The 21843-nt window shown below is 54.6% G+C and carries 19 protein-coding genes; all 19 read right to left on the reverse strand.

Annotation, left to right across the window (positions count from 1 at the left end):
* Nucleotides 1–124 precede the first annotated feature (124 nt).
* A complete protein-coding gene (locus H7C18_RS19840; RefSeq protein WP_185130823.1) occupies nucleotides 125–304 on the reverse strand; it encodes a hemolysin XhlA in 180 nt (59 codons plus the stop codon).
* Between the two features lie 174 nt (nucleotides 305–478).
* A complete protein-coding gene (locus H7C18_RS19845) occupies nucleotides 479–976 on the reverse strand; it encodes a hypothetical protein (RefSeq protein ID WP_185130824.1) in 498 nt (165 codons plus the stop codon).
* A 1-nt stretch (nucleotide 977) separates the two neighbouring features.
* Nucleotides 978–1664 (reverse strand): hypothetical protein, encoded by a 687-nt coding sequence (locus tag H7C18_RS19850; protein ID WP_185130825.1) that lies wholly within the window; start codon nucleotides 1662–1664, stop codon nucleotides 978–980.
* Entirely contained in the window at nucleotides 1664–1951 is a 288-nt protein-coding gene (locus tag H7C18_RS19855; RefSeq protein WP_185130826.1) for a ketopantoate hydroxymethyltransferase, read from the reverse strand. The genes H7C18_RS19850 and H7C18_RS19855 overlap by 1 nt, the downstream gene beginning before the upstream one ends.
* A complete protein-coding gene (locus H7C18_RS19860) occupies nucleotides 1948–2541 on the reverse strand; it encodes a putative phage tail protein (protein WP_202887175.1) in 594 nt (197 codons plus the stop codon). Before H7C18_RS19860 ends, H7C18_RS19855 begins: the two co-directional genes overlap by 4 nt.
* Nucleotides 2528–3613 (reverse strand): baseplate J/gp47 family protein, encoded by a 1086-nt coding sequence (locus H7C18_RS19865; RefSeq protein WP_185130827.1) that lies wholly within the window; start codon nucleotides 3611–3613, stop codon nucleotides 2528–2530. Before H7C18_RS19865 ends, H7C18_RS19860 begins: the two co-directional genes overlap by 14 nt.
* Complete coding sequence (locus tag H7C18_RS19870; protein ID WP_185130828.1) at nucleotides 3606–4004, reverse strand: DUF2634 domain-containing protein; 399 nt, start codon at nucleotides 4002–4004, stop codon at nucleotides 3606–3608. The genes H7C18_RS19865 and H7C18_RS19870 overlap by 8 nt, the downstream gene beginning before the upstream one ends.
* A complete protein-coding gene (locus H7C18_RS19875) occupies nucleotides 4001–4351 on the reverse strand; it encodes a DUF2577 domain-containing protein (protein ID WP_185130829.1) in 351 nt (116 codons plus the stop codon). The genes H7C18_RS19870 and H7C18_RS19875 overlap by 4 nt, the downstream gene beginning before the upstream one ends.
* Nucleotides 4351–5322, reverse strand: a complete 972-nt coding sequence (locus H7C18_RS19880; protein ID WP_185130830.1) for an XkdQ/YqbQ family protein — start codon at nucleotides 5320–5322, stop codon at nucleotides 4351–4353. Before H7C18_RS19880 ends, H7C18_RS19875 begins: the two co-directional genes overlap by 1 nt.
* Entirely contained in the window at nucleotides 5312–5992 is a 681-nt protein-coding gene (locus H7C18_RS19885; RefSeq protein WP_185130831.1) for a LysM peptidoglycan-binding domain-containing protein, read from the reverse strand. The genes H7C18_RS19880 and H7C18_RS19885 overlap by 11 nt, the downstream gene beginning before the upstream one ends.
* The gene (locus H7C18_RS19890; RefSeq protein ID WP_185130832.1) at nucleotides 5992–7722 is read right to left on the reverse strand and encodes a phage tail tape measure protein; all 1731 of its coding nucleotides are present in this window, start codon (nucleotides 7720–7722) and stop codon (nucleotides 5992–5994) included. Before H7C18_RS19890 ends, H7C18_RS19885 begins: the two co-directional genes overlap by 1 nt.
* 249 nt (nucleotides 7723–7971) lie before the next feature.
* Complete coding sequence (locus H7C18_RS19895; protein ID WP_185130833.1) at nucleotides 7972–8394, reverse strand: phage tail assembly chaperone; 423 nt, start codon at nucleotides 8392–8394, stop codon at nucleotides 7972–7974.
* 24 nt (nucleotides 8395–8418) lie between these two features.
* Nucleotides 8419–8883 (reverse strand): phage tail tube protein, encoded by a 465-nt coding sequence (locus tag H7C18_RS19900; RefSeq protein ID WP_185130834.1) that lies wholly within the window; start codon nucleotides 8881–8883, stop codon nucleotides 8419–8421.
* A gap of 1 nt (nucleotide 8884) precedes the next feature.
* The gene (locus H7C18_RS19905) at nucleotides 8885–10204 is read right to left on the reverse strand and encodes a phage tail sheath family protein (RefSeq protein ID WP_185130835.1); all 1320 of its coding nucleotides are present in this window, start codon (nucleotides 10202–10204) and stop codon (nucleotides 8885–8887) included.
* 1 nt (nucleotide 10205) lies between these two features.
* On the reverse strand, nucleotides 10206–10409 hold the full coding sequence (locus H7C18_RS19910; RefSeq protein ID WP_185130836.1) for a hypothetical protein: 204 nt from the start codon (nucleotides 10407–10409) through the stop codon (nucleotides 10206–10208).
* On the reverse strand, nucleotides 10406–10828 hold the full coding sequence (locus H7C18_RS19915; RefSeq protein WP_185130837.1) for a phage tail terminator family protein: 423 nt from the start codon (nucleotides 10826–10828) through the stop codon (nucleotides 10406–10408). Before H7C18_RS19915 ends, H7C18_RS19910 begins: the two co-directional genes overlap by 4 nt.
* Nucleotides 10829–10955: 127 nt before the next feature.
* On the reverse strand, nucleotides 10956–11735 hold the full coding sequence (locus tag H7C18_RS19920; protein ID WP_185130838.1) for a class B sortase: 780 nt from the start codon (nucleotides 11733–11735) through the stop codon (nucleotides 10956–10958).
* A gap of 19 nt (nucleotides 11736–11754) precedes the next feature.
* Nucleotides 11755–18063 (reverse strand): DUF7601 domain-containing protein, encoded by a 6309-nt coding sequence (locus H7C18_RS19925; protein WP_185130839.1) that lies wholly within the window; start codon nucleotides 18061–18063, stop codon nucleotides 11755–11757.
* A gap of 349 nt (nucleotides 18064–18412) precedes the next feature.
* A complete protein-coding gene (locus H7C18_RS19930) occupies nucleotides 18413–21778 on the reverse strand; it encodes an S-layer homology domain-containing protein (protein ID WP_185130840.1) in 3366 nt (1121 codons plus the stop codon).
* Between the last annotated feature and the right edge of the window lie 65 nt (nucleotides 21779–21843).

Genomic DNA, 21843 nt, shown 5'->3' on the forward strand with positions numbered 1-21843 from the left:
CCCCCCATTGCGGAGAGCGCCTGCCAGGTGAAGAGTTGTCCATCCATTTTCAAGACACCGCCTTGATTAAGAGTCCTACGGCAGCGATTGTCATACTCCCGAGGCTTATTGTCGTTCCGATCAATCATTTGACCGTCTGCTTATAAGCGTTCAATTCTTCCCGCAGCTCCTTGATTCGGTGGTGCGCTTCTTTCGCAAGCATCACACCTTCTTGGGCAATTTCTCGGGCGTTGTTCATCAAATCCAGTTTCGTCTCTACCCGCGTCAATCGCTGAAGGATTTCGTTCGTCTCATTTTCCGGCATCTGCGCCCCACCTTCCCCAACATAAAGAGGCCGAGCTTTTGCCCGACCTCAAATTACCAAGCGTTTGCGAAACTGTTAACTACACTTGCGCCATCATGACGGACGGGAGAATATTATTCGCCTGGCAATCCGCAATGATGATAAGCCGCATTTGTTCCTCGTACGTATTAGGCATCATACCAATCCTCTTACCATACATGCAAATTCCATTGTGTCTCCTGCATAGGTTATCGCCGGACCGCTAGTAGAATAAAAATGAAACGTTACCGTGATGGACGTTCCGTTGACAGTAGCAGACATAATTTCGAACCCGACACTTCCACCCTGATTATTGTTCATTGAATTATAATATCCCCTTAATGATGGCGGAGATATCGATTTAAATGCAGCAGGGAACCACCTTGCATTGTCTGTCATACTTGTTGTAACGGTTCCCGATGTCATTTTTATCGCCACATCATTTATCGTTGTGAATGTTACATTTGTAAGTGTAATAGTTCCCTGTACATTCGATGTGGTATTGGTAATAATATTTGCAATTAGGTCCATTTTTTCGACCGTGGTAGTTTGTTGCAATGTCCCCGCGCGATTGTAGTACGACCCTGCACAAAATGATTTACCTTCCGCCACGTCTGCGGGCGTAGCGTCTCCCGGAAGCCATAACTGAGACATTTTACACCTCCGTGATTGAAGCGGAAACTTTTACGGCCCCCGGAACATTGGACGTAAATACCACTTGAATAAATTGTGCAGTAGCATTGAAGTAGATAGGGAATAGGCTATAGCTTCCGACATCAAAGGGAGCAGATTGGACGAAATTTGATGTTTGGTATCCAGTCGCGTCTGCATACAGCACGCTACCAGAAAGGATTGTTGAACTAGTAACACGCAAATATACATATACAACGAAATTCCCCTGAGCCGCGGGCGTAAAGCCCACAACCTGTTGCTGGGTTGTCGTTATGCTTACTTCGCTTGCGGACGCAACCTTCCCCACAAAATCGCTCGCGTGCTTTCCGCCTACCATTTCGGCGTTAAGGTTTGGAACCATCGTTGAAGATGTTACGCCTATCGGGGCAGTGCCATTAGCGACCGTTGACTTAAATCCGTTTGCCTGAATAAATCCGTCGATTGCACGTCTAACCGCAATAGAGCCGTTAATGCTGCCTTCTGTCGTATGCAAGCCATCCACCATGTCGGCATCCAGCCCGCTGCCTGTCCCGTCAACTGTCTTGATCTTGGCAAGGACATCGGCGGCCGTGTAAGCGGAGGCGTTAAGCTTGTTATTTATTTCTGTACCGATCTGGTTCATGTCGGCAGGCTGAACTTTGTCGTCTCTGCTCCAGTCTGTCTTTGCCATCAGTTCGTCCCCTCCTTCACGTTGATCGTTTGCAAAATAAGCGTGTCTGACGAGATCGGCACGTTGACGGGGTTGCTGGTCAAAACAGTCCCCGAAGCATCTTGCAGGTCGATCTGAGTAATGAGTTGCACATCAGCTATCGGTACGATATAGTTCAGAGCTAAAGTGTTATCCGTAACTTCCTTCACCTCAAAATTCACAATCTCATAACTGCCGTTGAGCACAACTTTTGCCACACGGCCGTCAATGTATGTGGCGACATCATGCAAAAGATTCGGTTCGATCATATAACGGGCACCTCCACTCCAAGCGTCGAAAAAGCTTTCTCCCCGAGATTCCAAGAGCCGTCAAGCTTGTAATTCCAGTCGATGGTTTGCCTCGAAATGGATTCGTCCAATTCGAGCGTAATGTTTAAGGCCGTGTTCTGCTGGTAGACGATATTCGCAGGCTTGACCATCTCCACCGTCCGGATGATTTCTTTGAACACGTTCGCGTTCTCGATGTTGGTCGTGACGTAGAGAATAAAATTCTGCACGTCGACGGAAACGACCGTCATCCCCGGGCCTACCAATCGATCTAGTTGCTGCTGGAGATACCGAACCGTGAACGGAGGCTTGGTCTGGTAACGGTTAAGGATTCTTTTCCTGCGAAAGTCCAACGTTTCTTTAGACGGGTCCGCCTGAATACCCAGCATCGCCTCCCGACGAGCGATTGCCGCCGTGCTGGCCGTCAGGACGAATTGATCATCAAGCAGCCGCTGAACGTCCGTGTCGAGGCTGTCGAATTCGGAGTTCTCGGCAGCGGCCATAGCAGTAAAGTCCTCGATGTCCTGGTAATAGGACGGCAGATATTTCATGATGTGATCAGTCACTGACATGGATCGTCACCGTCCCGAGCATCGGAATTTCATCTTTCTCGAGCTTGAGATTGTCCGCAATGCCGTTCAGCGTCGTGCCGCCTACGTCGACCATGCCGGGCACCGTCAGAATCGCCGCCTCAATTAGCGCTATGCGCACGATAATCTGATCCTGCGCCGCCCAGGACTTGCGGAGGCCGAGCAGATAGTCGCCAATGGCGGCCTCAATGGGGGCCTGAACCTGACCGACGGTTACGCCGTCGACCAACGTGACCGTCGTCACGACGTTGACCGTAACGGCGCTTGCTCCGGCGACCGTCACCTTATGCCCGATCGGGGCTGTGCCGTTTCCTAGGCCGCTATTGATCGTGGGATCGACAGCGGCCTGTACATCCGCTACGAGCTGCGCGGAAGGAGCGGACCAGTCCGACGCAATGATCGTGCATTTGACGGTCCCGCCTCCCTGCCAGACCGGATAAACCTTGACGCCGCCGACGCCGTCCATCGCACCGATCGTTTTTTTGTAGTCGGCCACATTTCCGCCGAACGAAGGATTGTTGACCTCTTCGTAATAACGCTGGCGTAGCGCATCGTCGGTCTCCTCGTCCTCCCCGGGCACCAGAACCGGGCCCAACTCTGCTCGAACGAGTCCATTAATGAACTGAATCGGCAGCAGGGTGCCGAAAAGCTGGTTGCCGACAATACCGACCGTCTCGCACTCCAACGAGTAGACGCCGGTGCCGATCTTGGCGGAGGCCTCGTAATTTAGGTCCTGAATGCCGAATCGGCTGCCGATCGGAACGTCCAGGAGAACATCGCCAGTCCCATAAAAACGCCCCTCGCGGCGAGCGGCGGTGGCCGACTGCCGATTCACCCCGAACTCGGCCGTGCGTCGGGAGAGATCGTCCCCGGAGGCCGTGTCGGCGAAAGAGAGACTGTCGTTCAAGTCGAGCTCGATGTACATTTGCGCGAGCTCGATGGCCGCCGGCGCCAGCGCATCGTAAATCACCGAGCCTTGCCGCTTGTCGATGTCGTCCGGGACGCGATCGAGCATTCGCTGCAGGATGGCGTCGGCCGTTTGGGACTCATACACGGGTCGTCACCTCATTTCTAAAATCGCCGTAAGTCGAGATCACCGTAAAAGCGACAGTCGCGCTGTCCTCGCTAATTGAGACGTCGAAGTCGACGACGTCGCGGATCCGATCGTCCTGTGTCAGAGCCTCGCGTACCCGCCTGCGAAGCTCGGAATCGGCAAGGCCCGAGCTCTGACCGAACAATCCGGAGAGCTCGGAACCGTAATCGGCATTATAGATCAGGTAAAAAAAACGCTCCGTCCGGAGAATCTTATGGACCGCCTGCTTGACGGCCTCCAGCTCGTCGATCATTCCCGCCGCGCGACCGCGGTCCGAATCGAGCCGCCACGTCCTCGACGGCAGCGTCGCTTCCACGGTATCGGGCGTGATCTGGCCGCCTGCCGGTATCATGGGTTGACCACCACCTTGTCCAAAATTAAATACTGCTGCCCGCCCTGCCAGCGAAGGAGAATGACCTGGTCTCCGCCGTTCAGTCCTTCTCGTATGACGACTTTCTCGGCCAGCGCCGCTCCTGTCGTTCCTGAGGCACCGTCGTCCGTGTACGTGTGGGAATGAGACAGATCGAGTTCATAGCGCGTTAGCGATTCCGGAACAATTAAAAAATCCGCATCGAGCGTAAACCGTTGATCAACGTTTACCTCTAGCGGATCCGATTGGGTCACCGTCCCAAAAAGGAGGGACGTGGGACTGGATGCCGTGACCGCGTCGACGGCAGCCTTTTTAATGGCTTCAAGCATCATATCACCTTCAATGTAATGGACATGGTGTGCTCGGCGCCGTCGAAGCTGTGCTTGACTTCTTCGACCATCACTAGGTTAGCGATGCCGAGCGACTTGATGACGATCGGCAAGTACATGCCGGCGCGAACCCGGATGTCTCCGACCGCATCCAGCTTCAGCGCGCGCTGCTCGCGATTTTTGAGGGCGAGAAGCTGGGCAAGCATCTCGTTGATCTGCGCAGCGTTCAAATCATCGTCTATGCTCTGATAGAGCTGGAGTATGCCCCATCTGCCCATATTCGGATTTACGGGAGTCTGGTAAGGAGTGTGTTTGCCGGTTTGCTTGTCGTCCCGGTAGAGCTTGATTCGGTTGTACGTGTCGCTGTCGATATCCTCGCTGTAGTCGTAACCGGTCAACAGACTTCCGTCGCCAATGTAAAACTCGGCGTTAAAATCGCGAACGCGGCGAAGCGAGAGTGCACCGAAGTCGTCGAAAAAAACGAAAAACTGACCTGCCCTGCCAAGCGTCAGCGTATTCGCCTGTTCGATGATATCAAGCAACGTCTGAGCGTCTGCGTTCAATTTGGGAATTCGGTAGCCCGTGCTGTCGATGCGCCCCACCTTGAGTTGGAAGTCCGCCGCGATTCGTTTGATAATGTCTCCCGTCTCCATGTTTTTGAAAGAGTACGTGTCCTTGTTGAGCAAATACCGAACCTGGTCATAGGCGCTCACGCTGATCTCCTGATCCGCATTCTGGCCGAGCTTGAATACATAGCCGTAAAATACGTTGGTCCCGTCAAAACGGAACCGCACGATGTCGCCGTTGTTGATTGTGAATTGCTTGTCTTGGGTAATCCCGTCATTGACGATCTTGAATTCCAGCGATGCGGGCTTGCCGACGCGCGAAGTTGTCCAGGAGATGCTCTCGGCGATGGAGGAGAGGTCCCAGACGTTGCCGTTTTTATTGTCGATCAGCAGTTCAACCGCCACTGCCTGTCACCGCCGGCAGCTTCAGCGTCTGGCCGATTTTTAACGATTTGACCTGAGCGTCGCTGATCTTGTTCAACTTCTGAATCTCTTTCCATCGCGAACCGTCCCCCAATGTCATCTGGGCAATCTTCCACAACGAATCTCCGGAGACGACGGTGTAGGTCTTCGGCGGAACTCGGTCGTCCGGCCGCTTCGGCGCCGACTTGGTTACGGTTGCCGCTCCGCCTGACGATTTAACGGTCGGCTTCAGGGCGGAGTAGAAGCGATATTCCTTCAGCTTAAGAGAATACTCGATATCTCCCGCCGCCCCGGCCCGTTCCTTCCATTCGAACGACTCGATGCTGGCCGCCGTGTTGACTTCCATGGTGGAACCCCTGTATACGAATCGAATCGGCCATTTGGACTCCCACCAGCGCATAATGTAATCGACATAGGCTTTCGGGTGAAGCAAGACCGTCGCGGTCACGAACGGATAATTCTGCGCCGGAAAAAAGCTATCGATCGTGTACTCGGCAAGATTGCGGTCCTTGATGACGTTGATTTTACCGAGACCGTACACGTCGTGTCCGGCTCCGTCCCCGCCCATGCTGACTCCAATCTCCTCCGGCAGCACCGGGAGGTCGAAGCCCTCTTCTTGACTGTTCCAGCTCAGCCAAATGCCATACGCCATCAACCGTACACCCCCTGAGCCGACGATGCGATCTGTTCGTGCAGCCTGTCCGAAATGTTGGCGATGATCTCGTCCACCGAACGGCCGTCCTGCCGAACATGTGTATCTCCGAAGGAAAGAGAAGGCTGCAACGTGACGAAGTTCTGAATGTTCTTCATCTCCGCCAGCTCGCGCATCGTTTTCAAGTCCTCGGAGGAGACGTCGACCGAATCGTTGATCTTGCCGACCTCGTTCACCTTGTTGATATCGGACAAGGGGGTTCCCGGCAGTTTGATGTCCTCATAAGGGTTCTTGGGGAGAGCGGGAGGTTTCTGCTGGTCTGTCATTTTCCCCATCTTTCCCAACGAGTCGAGGCCTAGTTTCTTCTTGATATTATCGACATTGAAGTTTTCGGTAAAGTTGGCTGCCGCGTCAAACGTTCCGGTTATGCCCTTCTGCATCTCGGCTTTCAACTTGCTGCTATCCACCTTCTCAAGTTGGAGATCGACATCGACGGATAATCCCAGGAAGTTTCCCACAGCATGAATGACTTTGTTGATCCCCGACAGCAGCAGGTTAATCGCATCAATCGCTCCATTTACGAAGCCTGTAATGACGTCGATAATCCAACCGGCCGCTTGAGCAATGATTTCGCCTAACGACCTGAACGTGTTCGCGACATAGTCGCGAACAGGCTGCAAAGTGGCGATCAAGGCCAGAAGCGCCGTGATCAGACCGACAATCAATCCGATCATGAAAGGGATCGGATTCGCCCACATGGCCATGTTAAGGCCCAACTGAATCGCGGTTGCCATCGTCACTACCGCGCGATAGGCGGCGACGAGCCCCGTCCAGATGGCTTGAGCGGCGCTGACCGCAAGCAAAATCCCATAGTATGCGCCAAAGGCGGCTACGATTCCAATGACGAGCGGAGCGATAACCGGAAGCGCATATAAGAATGCGTCCCACATTCCTTGGGCGATGCCTTGGACAAAGGAGATTCCCTGTCCGATCATTTCAAATGCCCAGTTGAAAAAGTCAACGATCCCTTGAACAACCTGTTGAGCCGAGATACCGAGGCTGTCAAGGTAAGTTAGGATTAAAGTGATAACGCCCATAACGGCCAGCATCGGCAGTGCATTCGAGACCGCCTGAATGCCGCCGGTCAACCCGCTGAACAGGCCTTTCCCTTGATCCTTGTTCAACCCGGAGATGAGTTGCCCGATCGAATCGGTCACCTTCCGAATAGGCTCGCTCGCCTCATTGAACTGAGAGACCCACTCCGCTGTTTTGTCCTTCGCCTTTGTGATCGCTTGTTCAAAGCTTTTTGCAGCGTTCATGCCTTCGGTTAGCGCCTTCGGTAGAGACGGCGCCGTGGCTTGTGCCCCGTCTCCGCCCTGACTCCCGGAGTTAAGAGCATCCGTCATCTTCTGGCCGGGGCTTGCGCTGGCCGCCTCCGAAACGACGGGACTGTTGTCCTTCAACGCGCTTTGGCCGGAAGCGCCAAGCCGGGTCATCAACTGAGCCGTTGCCGCATAAGACTGGCGCGTCTGGTCTGCAACGGCCAACACCTTTTGCTGCAATTGCAATTGCGTCTTGGTGCTGTCGTTAGCCAGGTTGAGATGGAATGCGGCATTCGCAATCGAATCCGACCATGGAGCAAAGTCGACGGCCTTGCTGATAGATTGGATGGAATCGAGCCGGGATAAGAACGAATCGAACACTTTCAACCCCATGCTGACGGTCGCCATTTCACGATTCACCTCTTTTCCCCGAAAAATAGAGCGCCTCTCCTGGAGGAGAGGCGCCGTCCGTGCTCCCCGCGATGCGGGACTAACGAGCCTTCTTCCGGCTCTTTCTCTCTTGCTCGACGCGGATGTCGATCATGGCGAAGATCGCCGCCTTTTCGCGGCGACTCATCTTTACCAGCTCGTGAGGCAAAATGCGCAGCTCGTGGAGGGCGTAGTAGGCGTAGGTCGCTTCCCCGTCGCCCTCTTCGATCAGTTTTTTACCTCATCGACCAGCTCGTTCATATCTTTATCGTAGCCGTTGATCTCCTGAACCTTCTGGATCAGGTTCACGTATTCGCCGGCTCGCAGCATTTTGCGCAGCAGATTCTCGGCGCCCAGGACGCCGTAAGACTTCTGCAGCTCCGCATCTTTCAGGTTCGGGAAAACGACGCAGGCGACGGCCATCTTGGCCAGGTACTCCTCCGTGCTCGTCTCGGTCGTATACTGCCCGCCTTTTCCCTTCACCCGCCGGGTGGCCGCTTTCCGGCATTCTTCGTCCTCGGCCGCGGTAATGCTTCGCAGCTTCCACGGCACCGGATGGCCGTCCCGGTCCTGGAACCGTTCGGAGACGACGAGCGTCTCCGTCACGTCGCCCGCCGCATTCTCCGCGAAAAAAGCGCTCAAATCGCTCATGCCTGTGATTCCTCCTTCTTATTTTTAGCCGAGCACCGGCGCGTTGAAATCGTGGTCGACGCTCACGTCGTCGAAGGTGAAGTCGATGTCCTCGTCCAGCGCCGCGCTGTCCGTGTCCAGCTTGGCGACGATGACCTTGTTCAGGTTGACGTTCTTCAGCGTCACCGTCTGGTAGCCGACGGTGGAGCCGGGATCCTCGTTGACGACCTGGACGGTGAAATACGTGTCCTTGCCGCTCCGGATGTAGTCCACCATCAACTCGCGGAACCGCGACGTGACGTAATAGATCGTCATCGTGCCGCTGCCGGACCAGCCGGTCGCCTTATGCTGCGTGCCGCGCCGGCCGAGCGTCTTGATGTCGGCCTTCTCCTTTTCGACGGTCGCTTCGAGCTTCTTGATGTAGAACATCTCCTCGACCTGGCCGTTGATCGTCGCGTAAGCGCGGCCCTCCTGGCCGTTGATCGTGTCGCTCGCCTTGAGAAAAGACATGTTACTTCACCTTCACTTTCATGTAAATTTTCTCGATCGAATCGACCGGCTGAACGTGCAGCTCGACGTACACGCTGTCCGATTCGGTGCCGGCCGCCACGCTGACATCCGTCTTGGCATCGAAGTTCTGGATTGCGCCGGCGTTCTGCAGGCTTTCCAGGTAGCTCGCGATCTCCGTCTGCAGCAGGCTACGGCCGTCGGTGTCGTTGTTCACTTTGCCGAGATAATAGGATTCGAAAATGCGCTTGAAATCGTTGGCGATGCCGTCGAGCGTCCGGATGACGCGGTTTTTGCGGAACGGCTTGCCCTTGTCCGGGGTGAAGCTTGTCAGGCTGTTGATGTCCTGCTCGACGATCGCTTTCCCGTTGCTCGACGTGAACAGGAACTCGCCCGCTTCGAGAGCGGCCTCGATCTGGGAGTTCGTGTATCGGGGGGCGGCGTCCGTGGCATCGTCATAGGCTTTGTAAGTCAAAGACTCGGCGATCGTGGCCGCGGCGGTGGCGCCCGCTACCCAAGCGGTGGCCTGGGCTGCCGTCAGTACTGTGCCGTCCGTAAGCACGACGCCGTTTTTGACGGAGATGACCCCTTCGTGGTCGGCCGTCGGGTCGTTCTCCAGCACGACCTGGATCTTCTTCCCTTCGTCGTCCCGCAGGCGGCGGGCGAAGGCCGCGTACACCCCTTTGAGCGTACTGTCCGTGGAGGACAAAGCGACCGTCTGAAAATCCTCCAGCTCAAGCGCCGCCAGAAAATCGGTGTGATCGGCATTGGTCGCCGTTCCGTCGGCCCCTCCGGTCAGGGTAGCGCCGGCAGACTCCGTCAGGGCGCCCGTACCGGACCAGGTCACCCATGCGTTCGGCTTCAGATCCTCGGCGACGGAGACGCCGGGCTGCGTATCCTGCGCTTCCCCGTTCAGCAGGGTGACGACATCGAATTTGTTCTCGTCGTCGGCGCTCGCCTGAACGGCGATGGCGAGATCGTTGCCGCGAACGCCGCCGTATAGCGCCGTCGCCGTCAAACCGCCGATAGCGATCGTCGCTTTCGTTCCGGCGTTGAGCCGGTAGAGCAGCAGCGTCTGGGCGCGCTTCAGCGCCTCCCGAACGAGCAACAGCTGCGGAGAAGAAATATCATAGCCGAGCAGCCCGCTTACGTCGTCGCCCGACTGGATGCTCATCATCGTTTTGGCCGGTCCCCACGGAAGCGTCAGTCCGAGCGCCGCGACGCCGCGATCCCCGACCGTTCCGAGAGAAGCGCCCTCGCTCGCGAAATTGATATAAACGCCGGGACGTACTTTATTTTGCGCAACCCAAGTTCCACCCGCCATTTTATTTCACCGTCCTTTTTCCGAAGTCTTCGATCAGCCGTACGGCCGCATCGATCGTATACGTTTGATTTTCAGCCAGTACGGCCGACAAAATGTCCCTCTGCTGCGGAGTGAACCGCTTGGCCGCCAGCAACTGCTCCTTGCGGAACGTCGCCTCCGGCTTATTCTCCGGCCCGTTGGTCGGCTCTGCTTGCTTCCTGCTCATAAGATCGTTTCCTCCATGTCCGCCGAAGCCATAAGCGGCGACGGGGCGATTTGCTTGAACATCTCCACTTCGATCGTGAAAAAGAAATGCAGTATGCCCTCGATGATGACGTGCCGCATCCGGGCGCCGCGCATTTTTCCGGAGCCGATTGGAATGAGCTCCAGCGCTTCGTAAAGCTTATCCGCGACAGCGTGCGACTCTCCGTAGGGCTCCGCGGTGGACGGAAAGTACTGCACGTCGAACTTGTACGAACGAACGTACCTGCGGCCCGTCATCCGGGTTTGCCAGACTCGGTGCAGCTTCGCCAAGAAATACGGGCGAGTCGCTTCCACCTCTTCCCCGTACACCGGCACCGCCGGGTCGATCGCGGCCAGCGTCGCGCTGACCGCATGGCGAACGTCCGTAACCGTGACGTTCATTCTCTCGCCTCCTCTCATCTCTTGGTGGCTTTCGGACGACAACGGCCATGTGGATGGGCAAAAAAAAACACCCCCAACCCACGTATCGTGAGGTTGGAGGCTGAATTCCGTATTTTTCTCACTACCGTCATGAACGCCTTCGAGCGACCACCGCCAATCGACCGTTGGCTGTCGAGTACTCGCACGTGGACAGTACCATAAGCTTGTCGCCATACCGGGCTGTCACGCCCGTGTCGTAAAGAGCGAGCTTCTTGATGTTCTGAACATACGATTCGAACTCGGCCGGCGTTGTGGCCTTCTCAATCTGGTAGTATTTAAACACGTCGTCTGATTTGCGATAAACTTTTGACAGAATAACGGCAACGATCTCATACTCTTCCTTTTCGTAAAGCGTATCGAACTGGAACGCAGCATGCTCCTTATAGAAGCTTTCTTTCTTGTACTTCAACAAGTCTGCAAACATCCGGCCGCTTTTCATGTCATGTCCATGAATCAGCAAGATGTCCGAACCGTTTATCCTGCTGTGCTCGTCCAAAAAGGGAAGTCCGTCTTTGTCTTTCTTTTTATCGAAATCATGGTTGAGATAGAACTGTGCATCCTGCAGGTTCTGCATGATCGGGTAATTGATTCGGGTGCCGTCAATCTTCAGCCAACCGGCAATGTCCGGATTCCTCCGGTAAAGCTCTTGGAATTCGGGAAGCATGGCCGGCGCATCCGTCTTCGCGGTCGAAGAAGAGGGGATGGCCTCCCCTCCGCCTTTATTCGACTCTTCTTCCCAAACCTGTGCAATCTCTTTTATTTTCTTCCGTTCGGCAAAATCCTGCATGGAGGACCTTGCCATTGCGGCCAGGGAAAACACCAGCAGAAGCAGGGAAAAAGCGATAAGAATTTTTCTGGTTTTACTCATTTTCTTACCGCCTTTCCGGTTACTGAATGACTTTCTTCTTCTTGCCGCCGAGCAGACAAAGTCCGATCGTAATCAAGGACATCAGCGCCAGAGCCAGATAGAAGATTGGCGGCACGCTGTTATCCCCTGTTTTAGGAACGTTGTCCAACTCGTTATTGCCGTTGTTGCCTGACCCGGGTTTGCCAGGTTCGGGACTGGCGGTCCCGGGGTTCCCCGTTCCGGGATTAGCGGTTCCGGGGTTCGCCGGATCAGTCCCGGGGTTCCCCGTTCCGGGATTGGCGGTCCCGGGATTCGCCGGCTCAGTCCCCGGGTTTTCCGTTCCGGGATTGTCGGTTCCGGGGTTCGCCGGATCAGTCCCCGGGTTCGCCGTTCCGGGATTGCCGTTTCCGGGGCTCACCGGGTCAGACCCCGGGTTTTCCGTTCCGGGACCGACGGGACCGGGGCCGCCGCCACCGGAGCTTATCGGCTTCAACTGTACATCATAACGTACGATATCGCTTCCGACCGAGATGGTGGTGCTCGTATACGTCTCATACCCGGTTTTCGTTACAACCAGATAGTAATCCGTGTCCGGGAACACCATGTACGCATAGGCTCCGTTTGCGTCGCTGTTCTGACTCGGGCTGGCATTATCGTTCGGCGCAAAGCCCGGAATCGCCGGCAGCGTTACTTTCGTGCCCGGCTCAATGCCGTTCGCTTTATTCTTCGGCGTATCCGCATAGTACAGCGTCACTTCGGCGCCTTCGATCGCTAAGCCGGTCGTTGCGTCCGTAACGGTGCCATAGGGGTCGATGAGCTCCTGGGAGACATTCAGTTCACCGTTCGCCTTCACGTCCAGCTTCGCATCCCGAATAATCGTCAATTCCTTGCCCGGCGCAACTTCGTAACGAACTTCCATCTTGTAGGTCTCCGCGGATAAGCCATCCGCAGAGAATGCGCCGTTCGGCTGCAAGCTGAATGCTTTCGGCGCGCCGTTCTCATCCACAACATATTGGCCGTTCGCATCCTGCAAATAAATGCGCATCTTGCCGGCGAGCTCGTTGTTCAGCAGCAAAGACTGCCCTTCAGGCTGCTTCAGGAGCACGACGCCTACAGCCGTAATGTCCGCCGGAACCACTTCTCCGCCCTTAACATCATTGTCAACTTCCGCTTTTTGCGTGAAAGTGATCGGCTCGTCGACGCCATTCACTTTGATGTTTTTCGTAAAGCTGATCGTATAGTCGCCGCCATACGGCACAGGGAGAAAGTATGCGCCATCGATGTCGGTCGTGATCATGTACTTATCGCCATTCGTTTCGTCGGTGATGACTATGGGCGCATTCGGAATCACTTCGCCCGTTGTGTTGTCGCGCAGCACCCCGGTGATGGCCGCCGGTACGGCGGTTACCTTCGTGTCGGCGGTCAGATTCCCTTCCGTCAGACTGTCCACCTTAGCCGTGATATTGTGATCCTCCGGCGTTGTTGTGTCCAGCTTCGGCGGTGTATAAGGGATGATCGCTTTCCCTTCCGCATCGGTCGTGGCTGTGACTTCCGAATGATCCGGCAGAATAAAGACGACCTCTTGGTTCGCAACCGGCTTGCCTTCATAATCGGTCAACGTTGCCGTTAGCTGCGAAGGCGTCTTGCCGTCGCCGGGAACGACCTCAGGATCCGCCGTCAGCGTCAGCTTGCCGGGTAAATACCTTGCATTGACGAATCGGGCTTCGGCAATCTGCTTCTCTATGATCGTACCGCTATACGTCCGATTGGCCGGGGCGGCGGTGTAATCCTCGCCCGAATAATCGGCCTGGGTGACGATATAACTATCGCCGCTCGGAATTCCTTCAATGGCGACCGTTTCCCCATGCTTAAGGGTAATCGTCTCGCCGGATTCAATCGTTCCCACCGTGCCGTCCGACTTTGTGTAGGCGTACGCCTCGCCTGCAGCGGCGTCAGGGAATTGGACAGTAAACGCAAAATCCTTGTTCTTGTCCGCCCCGCTGCCTTCCACCGTCTGCCCGATCAGCAGGCCGCCGTATAACATCCGCGTGTTGACGACCTCTGCTCTATGGTCGCCTTCCTCGACGATGGTACCGGTCGTTTGCCAGTCCGGCCAAGTCGTCGTGTAGCCGTCTTCCGAGTAATCGGTTTCGGTGACGGTGTAGGTCGTACCCTTGGGAATTTCATCGATGACGGCAGATTCCCCATGTTTGAGAAAGATCCTGCCACCGGATTCGATGGTTCCCGTCGCACCGTCCGACGTCGTATAAGAATAAGTCTTGCCTGCACCCGCGCCTTCGAAAGTGACGAAGAATTCGAACGCCTTGTTCTTGTCCGCTCCGTTGCCCGCGACCGTCTCCGCGATCGTCAGCTTACCTGGAAGGTACTTAGCGTTGATGAACTTCGCTTCGACCGTTTCGTTCTCCACAATGCTGCCAGTACGTGTCAGACTCGCCGGATCGGTAACGTAACCCTCATCCGTGTAATCCATCTGGTCAATGGTGTAGGTGATGCCATCCGGAATATCCTTTATGGTAATCGTCTGGCCACCTTTCAGCTTAACGGTTCCGCCGCTGGCCACAGTGCCGCTTATGGAGCCGGAATAGGCATAAGACTTGCCGTTGCTGAAGGTAATCGTATATTCAAATTCCTTGTTCGGGTCCGCCCCTTTCCCCTCTATCGCCGTGTCCAGCTTCAAATCGCCGGGCACCCACACCGGGGTCGGCACAATCAGCGGATTGGATGAGGTCACGAGCTCACCGTCCGCAAAAGTGGGGCTGTCTTTCACGTTGGCAACGCGCACCGGGTAAACCGTTGTGGTGGGCAGATAAGTATTCTCATCAATATAGGTCTGCTTCAACTGATAGAGCCCCGGTGTAGGGATCAGCAGCATAAGCTTGCCGTTTGCGTCTGTGAACCCTTCGATGGCCTTGCCGTTTTGGTCTTTCGCCGGTGTTTTGCCATCGGCTTCATACAGCGTGAACTTAACGCCGGGCAGCGCCTTTTCTGCAGGATCAACCTTTTGGATATACAGCACACCGTTGGACCCCGCGCCGCCGCTTACGTCATTGACATCCAACGTGCTTTCGCTGCTTGCCTCAATAGGCGGCAGGCTGTCATCGCCTAACAGCTCGATTTTGTTTCCGACTTTTCCAGGAGACATCCCGCTCGACTCGGTCTGATAGACGAACTGGTAGAACTGGTTCGGGTCCTTCATCTTGAAGATCAGCTTGGTAGGATTGCCCTCAGATTTTTGCATCTCCACCGTGATCTCAGGGTCGGGACCGGTTAAATCGAGCGCCGCGCCATCCCTTACGAGGGCTCCGCTCGGGGTCATCGTGGCACGGTAGATCGCCATATCGGGAGATGTCAGCGATATCTTGCCGTTCTCATCCTCGCGCAGCTTCAACCCTGCCCCAAGGGTGTCCTGCAAATAGACTCTATCCGTCATCGTGTAAGACGGGGCGTAGTTCACCGTCCATTCCTGAATGCCGGGGGAGGGCTTGGACACCGACTTGGTCAGCGAACTGAGCGGAACGATCACCTTGCGGCTTTCAGTATACTTTGTTTCAACGTCGCCCCACTTGATCGTCAACTCAGCTTGATTAGATCCCTCATGCCTCGTCTTGCCTGCCGCGAGATCTTCACCTATCGTCTCCGCCGTAGGGCTTGCCTTCACCAAAATAACGTAAGGACCTTCCAGCTTGGTGAAGGTAAAAGTGCCTACGTTGCCGCTATGGGAGAAGCTGACCACATGGGCATCGGAGTCTGGCGGAATGACATTGTTAGCCTTAATTTGGGTACCGTATTGCGTATCTGAATTATTGCTCGAATAGCCTTGATAAAGCTCATAGAACTTCCCGCTCGCATCATAGGGGACAAATTCCCAGCCCTCGGGCAAGGTGTCCACCAGCTTAATGTCGCTGGCTACCCGATTGCCGCCGTACTTAGCCATCGCTACAGTGTCTAAGCCTTTATGATTGACTCCAAGACGGAAAGTTACCGTCTTGGTCACCCGATCGTAGCCCGCGATCGTCCATGCCTCGTTGCTGTCGTTCGCGATGTAGCTGTTGATATCGTTAGGCTTAACGTTCTCAGGTGTACCGTCAGCTTTCAAAGGCTTGGACGCGAAGAGCATGTCCTTTTCAAGCATATTCCCGTGACGATTCACATAATTTTGCGCACTTATATTTGTATATTTATCACCGTCAAACAAATAGGCGCGGTTATATCTGGGGGCTGCGTAGCCTGTTTTGGAATACTGCCCTGCGAATTGCTCCGGGTCGGTCATCAACGCACGGAAAGTGAAGCTCGCTTGCTGGTCAGAGTAACCACTGACCTTCAATAGATCTGCCACCTGCACGCCGTCCTGATACAAAGGAATCACTTCGCCTTGCAAACCATTGCCGGTGGTAAGGGAGCCCTCAAGATACTGCTGCCCAATCAAATCTGCATTACCCTTAACATCATTTGCAAGTGCCGTCAAAACCGCTGGAGCAACCTTGCCCTTCGAATCCAGCTTCTCGGGATCGATGAAGTTGGGGGTTCTGTTGTACACCAGCAGGTCATACACCACTGCACCGGGGTCATTATATTGCGGTGTCAGAGTCACTGTCCATGTACTGGCACCGATCTTGAGGTCGTCAGCGGTGAATGTGCCGCTCTTGGTCAAACCATGCGCGCCAACGGTGACCATTGCGGAAGCACTCACGGTTTTGGGGTTATTCCCCTCAGTCGCATCGTTGTCCTGCAGGCCGTTTGGGGGATTTTCCAGCGCCCAGTTGGCACGAGCCCAATTCGTGAAGCTGCTGCCGCTGTCCACCTTGGACACAATGACCAGCCTGACAGCGCTGTTTTCCCCTCCAGGAATAGAATAAGTAGTGCCAGTCGGGGTAATTGGCGTTGTCGTGACAGACCAGTTATTCGTGTTGGTATCCCACAGCTGATAAGCAGCCGATACGAACTCCAGCCCGATCGGCAGAGCATCAGTAATGGTGAAGTTCTTTAGTCCCTGCTTGGTGTAATTTTTGTTCGCATCGATGGTCCACGTCACAAGGGTGTCATTCCCCTGCTTGCTCACCACACCGGATTGCTGAATCCAGTCGGGATAGATGTTGACGCGATAAGAGAGTGCCTTGACCAACACATTCCCGTTCTCCATCAACTGAGCGGTGGTCTCCATCTTCTGACCACCATCATTTCCAGGGACAGGCTGATACTCATAGTAGTACAGTCCCTTGGGAATCCACGTCTTGAAAGTAAGGGTCGCCTTATCGCGAGAACCCGCCGGGAAGGTGTAGGATAGCGCACCGTCTTCATAGACAGGCGTTGCCGACTGCCCATCGACCGTGAACGAACCTTCCACATAGACACCGGCAGCGTTGAGGGTAGTGCCCTTGCTAAGGTCGTCATAAAATGTCTTTCCGTCCAGCGGCAGCGGAATCGTGTTATCATCCTGGTCAAAAGCTGCGACATCCACTTTCCACGTGATTGTTCCCTCTACAAACGAATTCTTACCTAGATTAACATAGCTATATTGACTAGGCTTATTACTGTCCAGAGGGGTTATGGCGATGCTATACGCGGGCGTCAGCGGCGGGTTATCGATGATGTAGTTCTTGCCGAATATTTCTGTTTTTCCGCTCGTCCCGTAGTCTATGTCCGTCAAATCCGCTTTTGCAGTGAACGTAAGACTGATTAGGACGTCTCTTTTGATACCGTTAAAAAACGCCTCATCGCCATCAAAGGTAATGGTGACGGAAGTCGCGCTAAAAGTAGCGGTTGCGATTTTCTGGCCACCCACCATGATGTCCTTGCTGCCCGTTCCCGTCAGGTTCACCATGGGGAAGTGATTGGCTTTGTCAAAAATCACCGTGTCGCCCTGCTGGATAATCGAATCAGGCTCAGCGCTTTGATTGTCGCCAAGCACCGGCACCTTGAGGTTGGTCAGACTCAGGGTGAATGGCTGTCTACCGTTAATGATACCAGTACCATCGTCCTGTATAGTTTTCCCGTCCTGTGTGACTTCCAGCGGAAAGGGTGAATTCGCTCCCTTGAGCACCGCCGTTTTGTCCGATGGGACCGCCGCCATCGCTGCGGATTTGGCCGGCGCATCGTACACCGCCTCAGGCACCGTGGATGGTTTGTCCGGCGCACCATATACCGCCTCAGGAACCGATAACGGTTCGTTCGCGCTCGGCGAGCCGGCTCCGCTCGCCTCTGCCATCCCGGAACTATCTGACGAGCTCTCCGCATATGCGGCAGGAGAGAGCGTTACCGCCTGCAAGGCAAGCAATACCGCCAAACAGAAAGATAGCACAGATGTTCTTGCACGACGTCTTCGTTTCATTGTCTAAGCTCTCCTTACGCTTTTTACTTGTCTCAGCGCAACTGGCATTGATGAAATATTATGCCGTTTCAGATGACCGAATAAGGGCCCCGGTTGTACGGGCGTTGATCAACACTTAGTCACTTCCCTTCAATCGAGCACTCTTGTAATATTCGCGATGTAGCGACAAATTTCCCCAATCTTCATTTTAAAAAAAGAAACTGTACAAAATCTCTACAAGAACCATCCCATTCTCCTATCGACAATACCGCCCCCATGTCTATGATCCCAACTATGATGCTATGTAAAACACCCCCAAACCCCACGCGCTCGTGAAGTTGGAGGTGCTTGACGTTACTTTGCCCTATTATTACTGAACGATCGTTTCGCCGCCTTCCGGACGGCTGGTGTAGCTGTGGACTTGGGACGCTTCTTCAATCTGATAGAAGGCCCAATGGCTCATCGGTACGTCGGACCAAGTGGACTTCGTCTCGCCGTACAAAGGCCCTCTTCCCAGCGCCCGGTTGAACACGGTCACGCCTTCGGCGCGGGTCAGTACCTTGTTCGGCTGGAAGCTGCCGTTCGGCATTCCTTCCATATAACCGGCTTGCTGAACCTCGCCGATTACTCCAGCTGCCCAATGTCCTTTGACGTCAGCGAAGGTGCTGGTTCCGCCCTCAAGCTTCTTCCAGCGCGCGATAATCGCCGCCAATTCCGCTCTCGAGATCTTTTGATCCGGTTTGAACGTACCGTCCGGCATACCGACCATAAGACCCGACGCAGCAACCTTGCTAATCGCTGCAGATGCCCAGTGCTTTGCCTTTACATCCGGGAAGCTTGGCGCCGTACCCGTTGTCTGCAAGTCAGCCACACGGGACAGGATCGCAGCCACTTGCGCTCTCGTGAAGGCGACATTCGGACCGAAAGTTCCGTCCGGCAGACCGACGATGTAAGCTTGATGGCTTCCTTCGGCCCCATTTCCGGAGTTTCCGTTCGTTCCGTCGTCTACGTTAAGAATCGTGAAGGTGCTGAACTTGCCGATCGAGATAGTCAGACCCAGTTTGCCATCCGCATAATCCCCGATGGTCGGCTTCAACAATTCCTTTGTGCCGTCGCTATGCTCGACGAATACGGCCAGGCTCGCCAGGTAAGCTTCTTTGGCCTTCGCATCCGTCGGTACATGGCTGGCGCTCAGCGGCAAGGTGATCTTCACGGCACGGCTGCTCATGTTCGTCTCGATCGTCATCGGACGGTCCACGACATACGCGTTGCCGCCTTTCATCATGTCCTTTACAAGCTGCTCCGTCCGTGCCCGATCTTCGACTTGCTTGCGCTCGTCTTCCTTCTTGATCGGTACCAGACGGAAATAGAGATTCGGATCCAGGTTGCCAAGCGACGCATTCGGGATGGTGATCATCCCGTTATCGGTGTAGATCTCCAGATCCAGTCCCGCGTCTTTTACGGCTTTGGTCGCCGCATCCGGCAGATCCACGCGAACGTCCTTGACTTCGTCTTTGGCGTCCGGAATGACGATGCGCACCGCTGGAGCCTTAGCCGCAAGCGTCTTCTGTACCGCTTCGAGCGCCTTTGACGTCTCGAAGGTTACTTTGTCGCTCTTCGTGCCGTCGGTATTGGTCGTACGTTCGATCTCCGTTTGCGCAACGACGCCATGTCCGCTTGCTTCCACATTGACCGTGATCTTCTCGACGTTAGGCGTCGACGGAGCCGAGACAACCGGCGGATAGCCGCGGTTAATCGTTACCGTGTATTCGCCCAGCAGCACATTCGGGTTATTTTTGTCATAAATGCCGACCTTGATCGTATTGACGCCTACCTGCAACGGGAGCTTGCTCCAATCGCCGACTGCCACCTCTTCGCCATTGAGGTTTACCTTGACGATCGTCCCGTCCTTGTTCAGCGCTTCGGGAGACAGGCCGATGCTCGCTACCTCGTTCGGTACATTGCCCACGTAACCGGACGGTACGTTCGGATCGAAGGCCGGCTCCAGGGCGATATCTTGAGCGCCGTTAACAAGGCCGAAGCCGTCATTTGTCAATTTCCCGTCCGGGTTGTTGAGCGGGTAAGGAAGATCGGTCTCTGCAATATCGCCCAACTTATTGTTCTCATTGCCGGCTTGGTGTACGTTGCTGGGCTCGGCATCTTCATAGGCCAGCTTATCGCCCGACTTGTAACCGGTCGGCAGGTTGACCACAACTTCGTTGCCGTCGAATTCAAACGGCCCCGTGACTGGCTTGCCAGCTACCGTCAAGCCAGTCAAATCGATGCTGTCGGGGTCGACATCCTGGTTGAATACGAGCCGCATCTTGTTGTTCGGCTCTACTTTTGCGGTCACCAGTTGCAGCGGAACGATTCCGTTGTCGACCACTGGCTGATTGTCTGCGGTAATCTTGCCGAGTACATTCTCCGGATGCTCTTTATCCGCAATTTTGCCTCCGCTCGGATCATACTCAACCGCAATATAATTATTGCCGGGTGGCAGCGGTTCGGACAATGTCACTTTGACATTCTCCCCATCGATCTCGACAGCCGTTACGGTTTGTCCGTTGATTTTCATTCCATTGAAATCTTCGGCCGTTAAATTGACATCGATCGGATGGTTGAACGTCAACGTCGCCTTATTCGGCTCCTCGTTCGACACCGTTACCTTTACGAGCTTTAACGGTTCAAGGGCGACAATGTTTTTGGTCGCGGTGATTTGAATGCTATTGACATCGTCCGGCATACCGCCATATTCAATGACGTAGCCCGTAACATCCGGATTTGAAGGATTAAAATCGTTCCATTTTCCTAGCTGATCGGGATTTCGAGGATCTAGACCAAAGATATGTGCAACGTACTCTCCGCCCGAGTTGTTAGGCTCATACCCACTATTACCAACATTCCAATTGCTATATTGGTCATCAACACTTCCTGTTTCCGGAGGAATGTTATAACCTTGCCAGAACTTCAAGCCCTTGTCGTTGTCCTCTAATCCTTCAGGGCCTGTGACCCAGCGCCAGTCTCCGGCAGAGCTGACATCAGCATTGGGATCGTTTAAACGGACAATATCCGCAGCGCCAATCCACCCGAGTCCCTGCGCTTTTTCCGCTATGAATTTATTTTCCTCTGAGCTAGTTATCGTAGCAAGATACCCCTGCCGTCCGAAATACTTCTTGTCGTTCGACTCTGCCTCCGTCCTAGCCGCAGACCAAGTAATGCTGTTTTCCTCACCCTTATCGACAAATTCGTAATAATGATCTTCTCCGTTCACTTTAAAAGGCAATGCGCTGCCAAGCCCGAACTTGACCTCTCTCGCCACATCAGCAGTATTTGTCGAGAACGCAACGCTGCGTAATAAAGTTTGATAGTCCTCTGCGCTTCCATCACCGCTGAAAATTAAGATACCATCCTCATTTCTTGCAACTGAAACGCCAGACGGCAAAGTTGAAGGAGGAGTCAACGTATCGCCATTTTGATAGGTATCAATGACGACTGTCGCACCATTCAATGGGATTGTGCTGTCAAGATCAATCGTTAATCCGGGATCAATGGCCACAGGTGATGCACCGAATGCCGTAACTCCATCGGAAGTCTTAATGCCCGTTCCCTCTCCCGCGGCAAAAGCCGCCGGAGCCGGGATCGCCGCGGCCAGGCTGCCGGCCACGATGACTGCGCTCATCAGCGCGGAGAGCTTCTGCTTCCACGGTAACGCCGTCCTCTTCTTTACGCTTGCCATCTACTTTCCTCCTCGTAGCGTTCGCTATGCAGCGACAATTTTCTCCAACCTGAATTATATGAATA

The organism is Cohnella zeiphila (assembly GCF_014212055.1).
Lineage (GTDB): Bacteria > Bacillota > Bacilli > Paenibacillales > Paenibacillaceae > Cohnella > Cohnella zeiphila.

Bases quoted from the DNA above. Each gene is read 5' to 3' on its own strand.
- H7C18_RS19840 (WP_185130823.1), bottom strand. From the start codon at position 304: ATGCCGGAAAATGAGACGAACGAAATCCTTCAGCGATTGACGCGGGTA.
- H7C18_RS19845 (WP_185130824.1), bottom strand. From the start codon at position 976: ATGTCTCAGTTATGGCTTCCGGGAGACGCTACGCCCGCAGACGTGGCG.
- H7C18_RS19850 (WP_185130825.1), bottom strand. From the start codon at position 1,664: ATGGCAAAGACAGACTGGAGCAGAGACGACAAAGTTCAGCCTGCCGAC.
- H7C18_RS19855 (WP_185130826.1), bottom strand. From the start codon at position 1,951: ATGATCGAACCGAATCTTTTGCATGATGTCGCCACATACATTGACGGC.
- H7C18_RS19860 (WP_202887175.1), bottom strand. From the start codon at position 2,541: ATGTCAGTGACTGATCACATCATGAAATATCTGCCGTCCTATTACCAG.
- H7C18_RS19870 (WP_185130828.1), bottom strand. From the start codon at position 4,004: ATGATACCGGCAGGCGGCCAGATCACGCCCGATACCGTGGAAGCGACG.
- H7C18_RS19875 (WP_185130829.1), bottom strand. From the start codon at position 4,351: ATGCTTGAAGCCATTAAAAAGGCTGCCGTCGACGCGGTCACGGCATCC.
- H7C18_RS19885 (WP_185130831.1), bottom strand. From the start codon at position 5,992: ATGGCGTATGGCATTTGGCTGAGCTGGAACAGTCAAGAAGAGGGCTTC.
- H7C18_RS19890 (WP_185130832.1), bottom strand. From the start codon at position 7,722: ATGGCGACCGTCAGCATGGGGTTGAAAGTGTTCGATTCGTTCTTATCC.
- H7C18_RS19895 (WP_185130833.1), bottom strand. From the start codon at position 8,394: ATGAGCGATTTGAGCGCTTTTTTCGCGGAGAATGCGGCGGGCGACGTG.
- H7C18_RS19900 (WP_185130834.1), bottom strand. From the start codon at position 8,883: ATGTCTTTTCTCAAGGCGAGCGACACGATCAACGGCCAGGAGGGCCGC.
- H7C18_RS19905 (WP_185130835.1), bottom strand. From the start codon at position 10,204: ATGGCGGGTGGAACTTGGGTTGCGCAAAATAAAGTACGTCCCGGCGTT.
- H7C18_RS19910 (WP_185130836.1), bottom strand. From the start codon at position 10,409: ATGAGCAGGAAGCAAGCAGAGCCGACCAACGGGCCGGAGAATAAGCCG.
- H7C18_RS19915 (WP_185130837.1), bottom strand. From the start codon at position 10,828: ATGAACGTCACGGTTACGGACGTTCGCCATGCGGTCAGCGCGACGCTG.
- H7C18_RS19920 (WP_185130838.1), bottom strand. From the start codon at position 11,735: ATGAGTAAAACCAGAAAAATTCTTATCGCTTTTTCCCTGCTTCTGCTG.
- H7C18_RS19925 (WP_185130839.1), bottom strand. From the start codon at position 18,063: ATGAAACGAAGACGTCGTGCAAGAACATCTGTGCTATCTTTCTGTTTG.
- H7C18_RS19930 (WP_185130840.1), bottom strand. From the start codon at position 21,778: ATGGCAAGCGTAAAGAAGAGGACGGCGTTACCGTGGAAGCAGAAGCTC.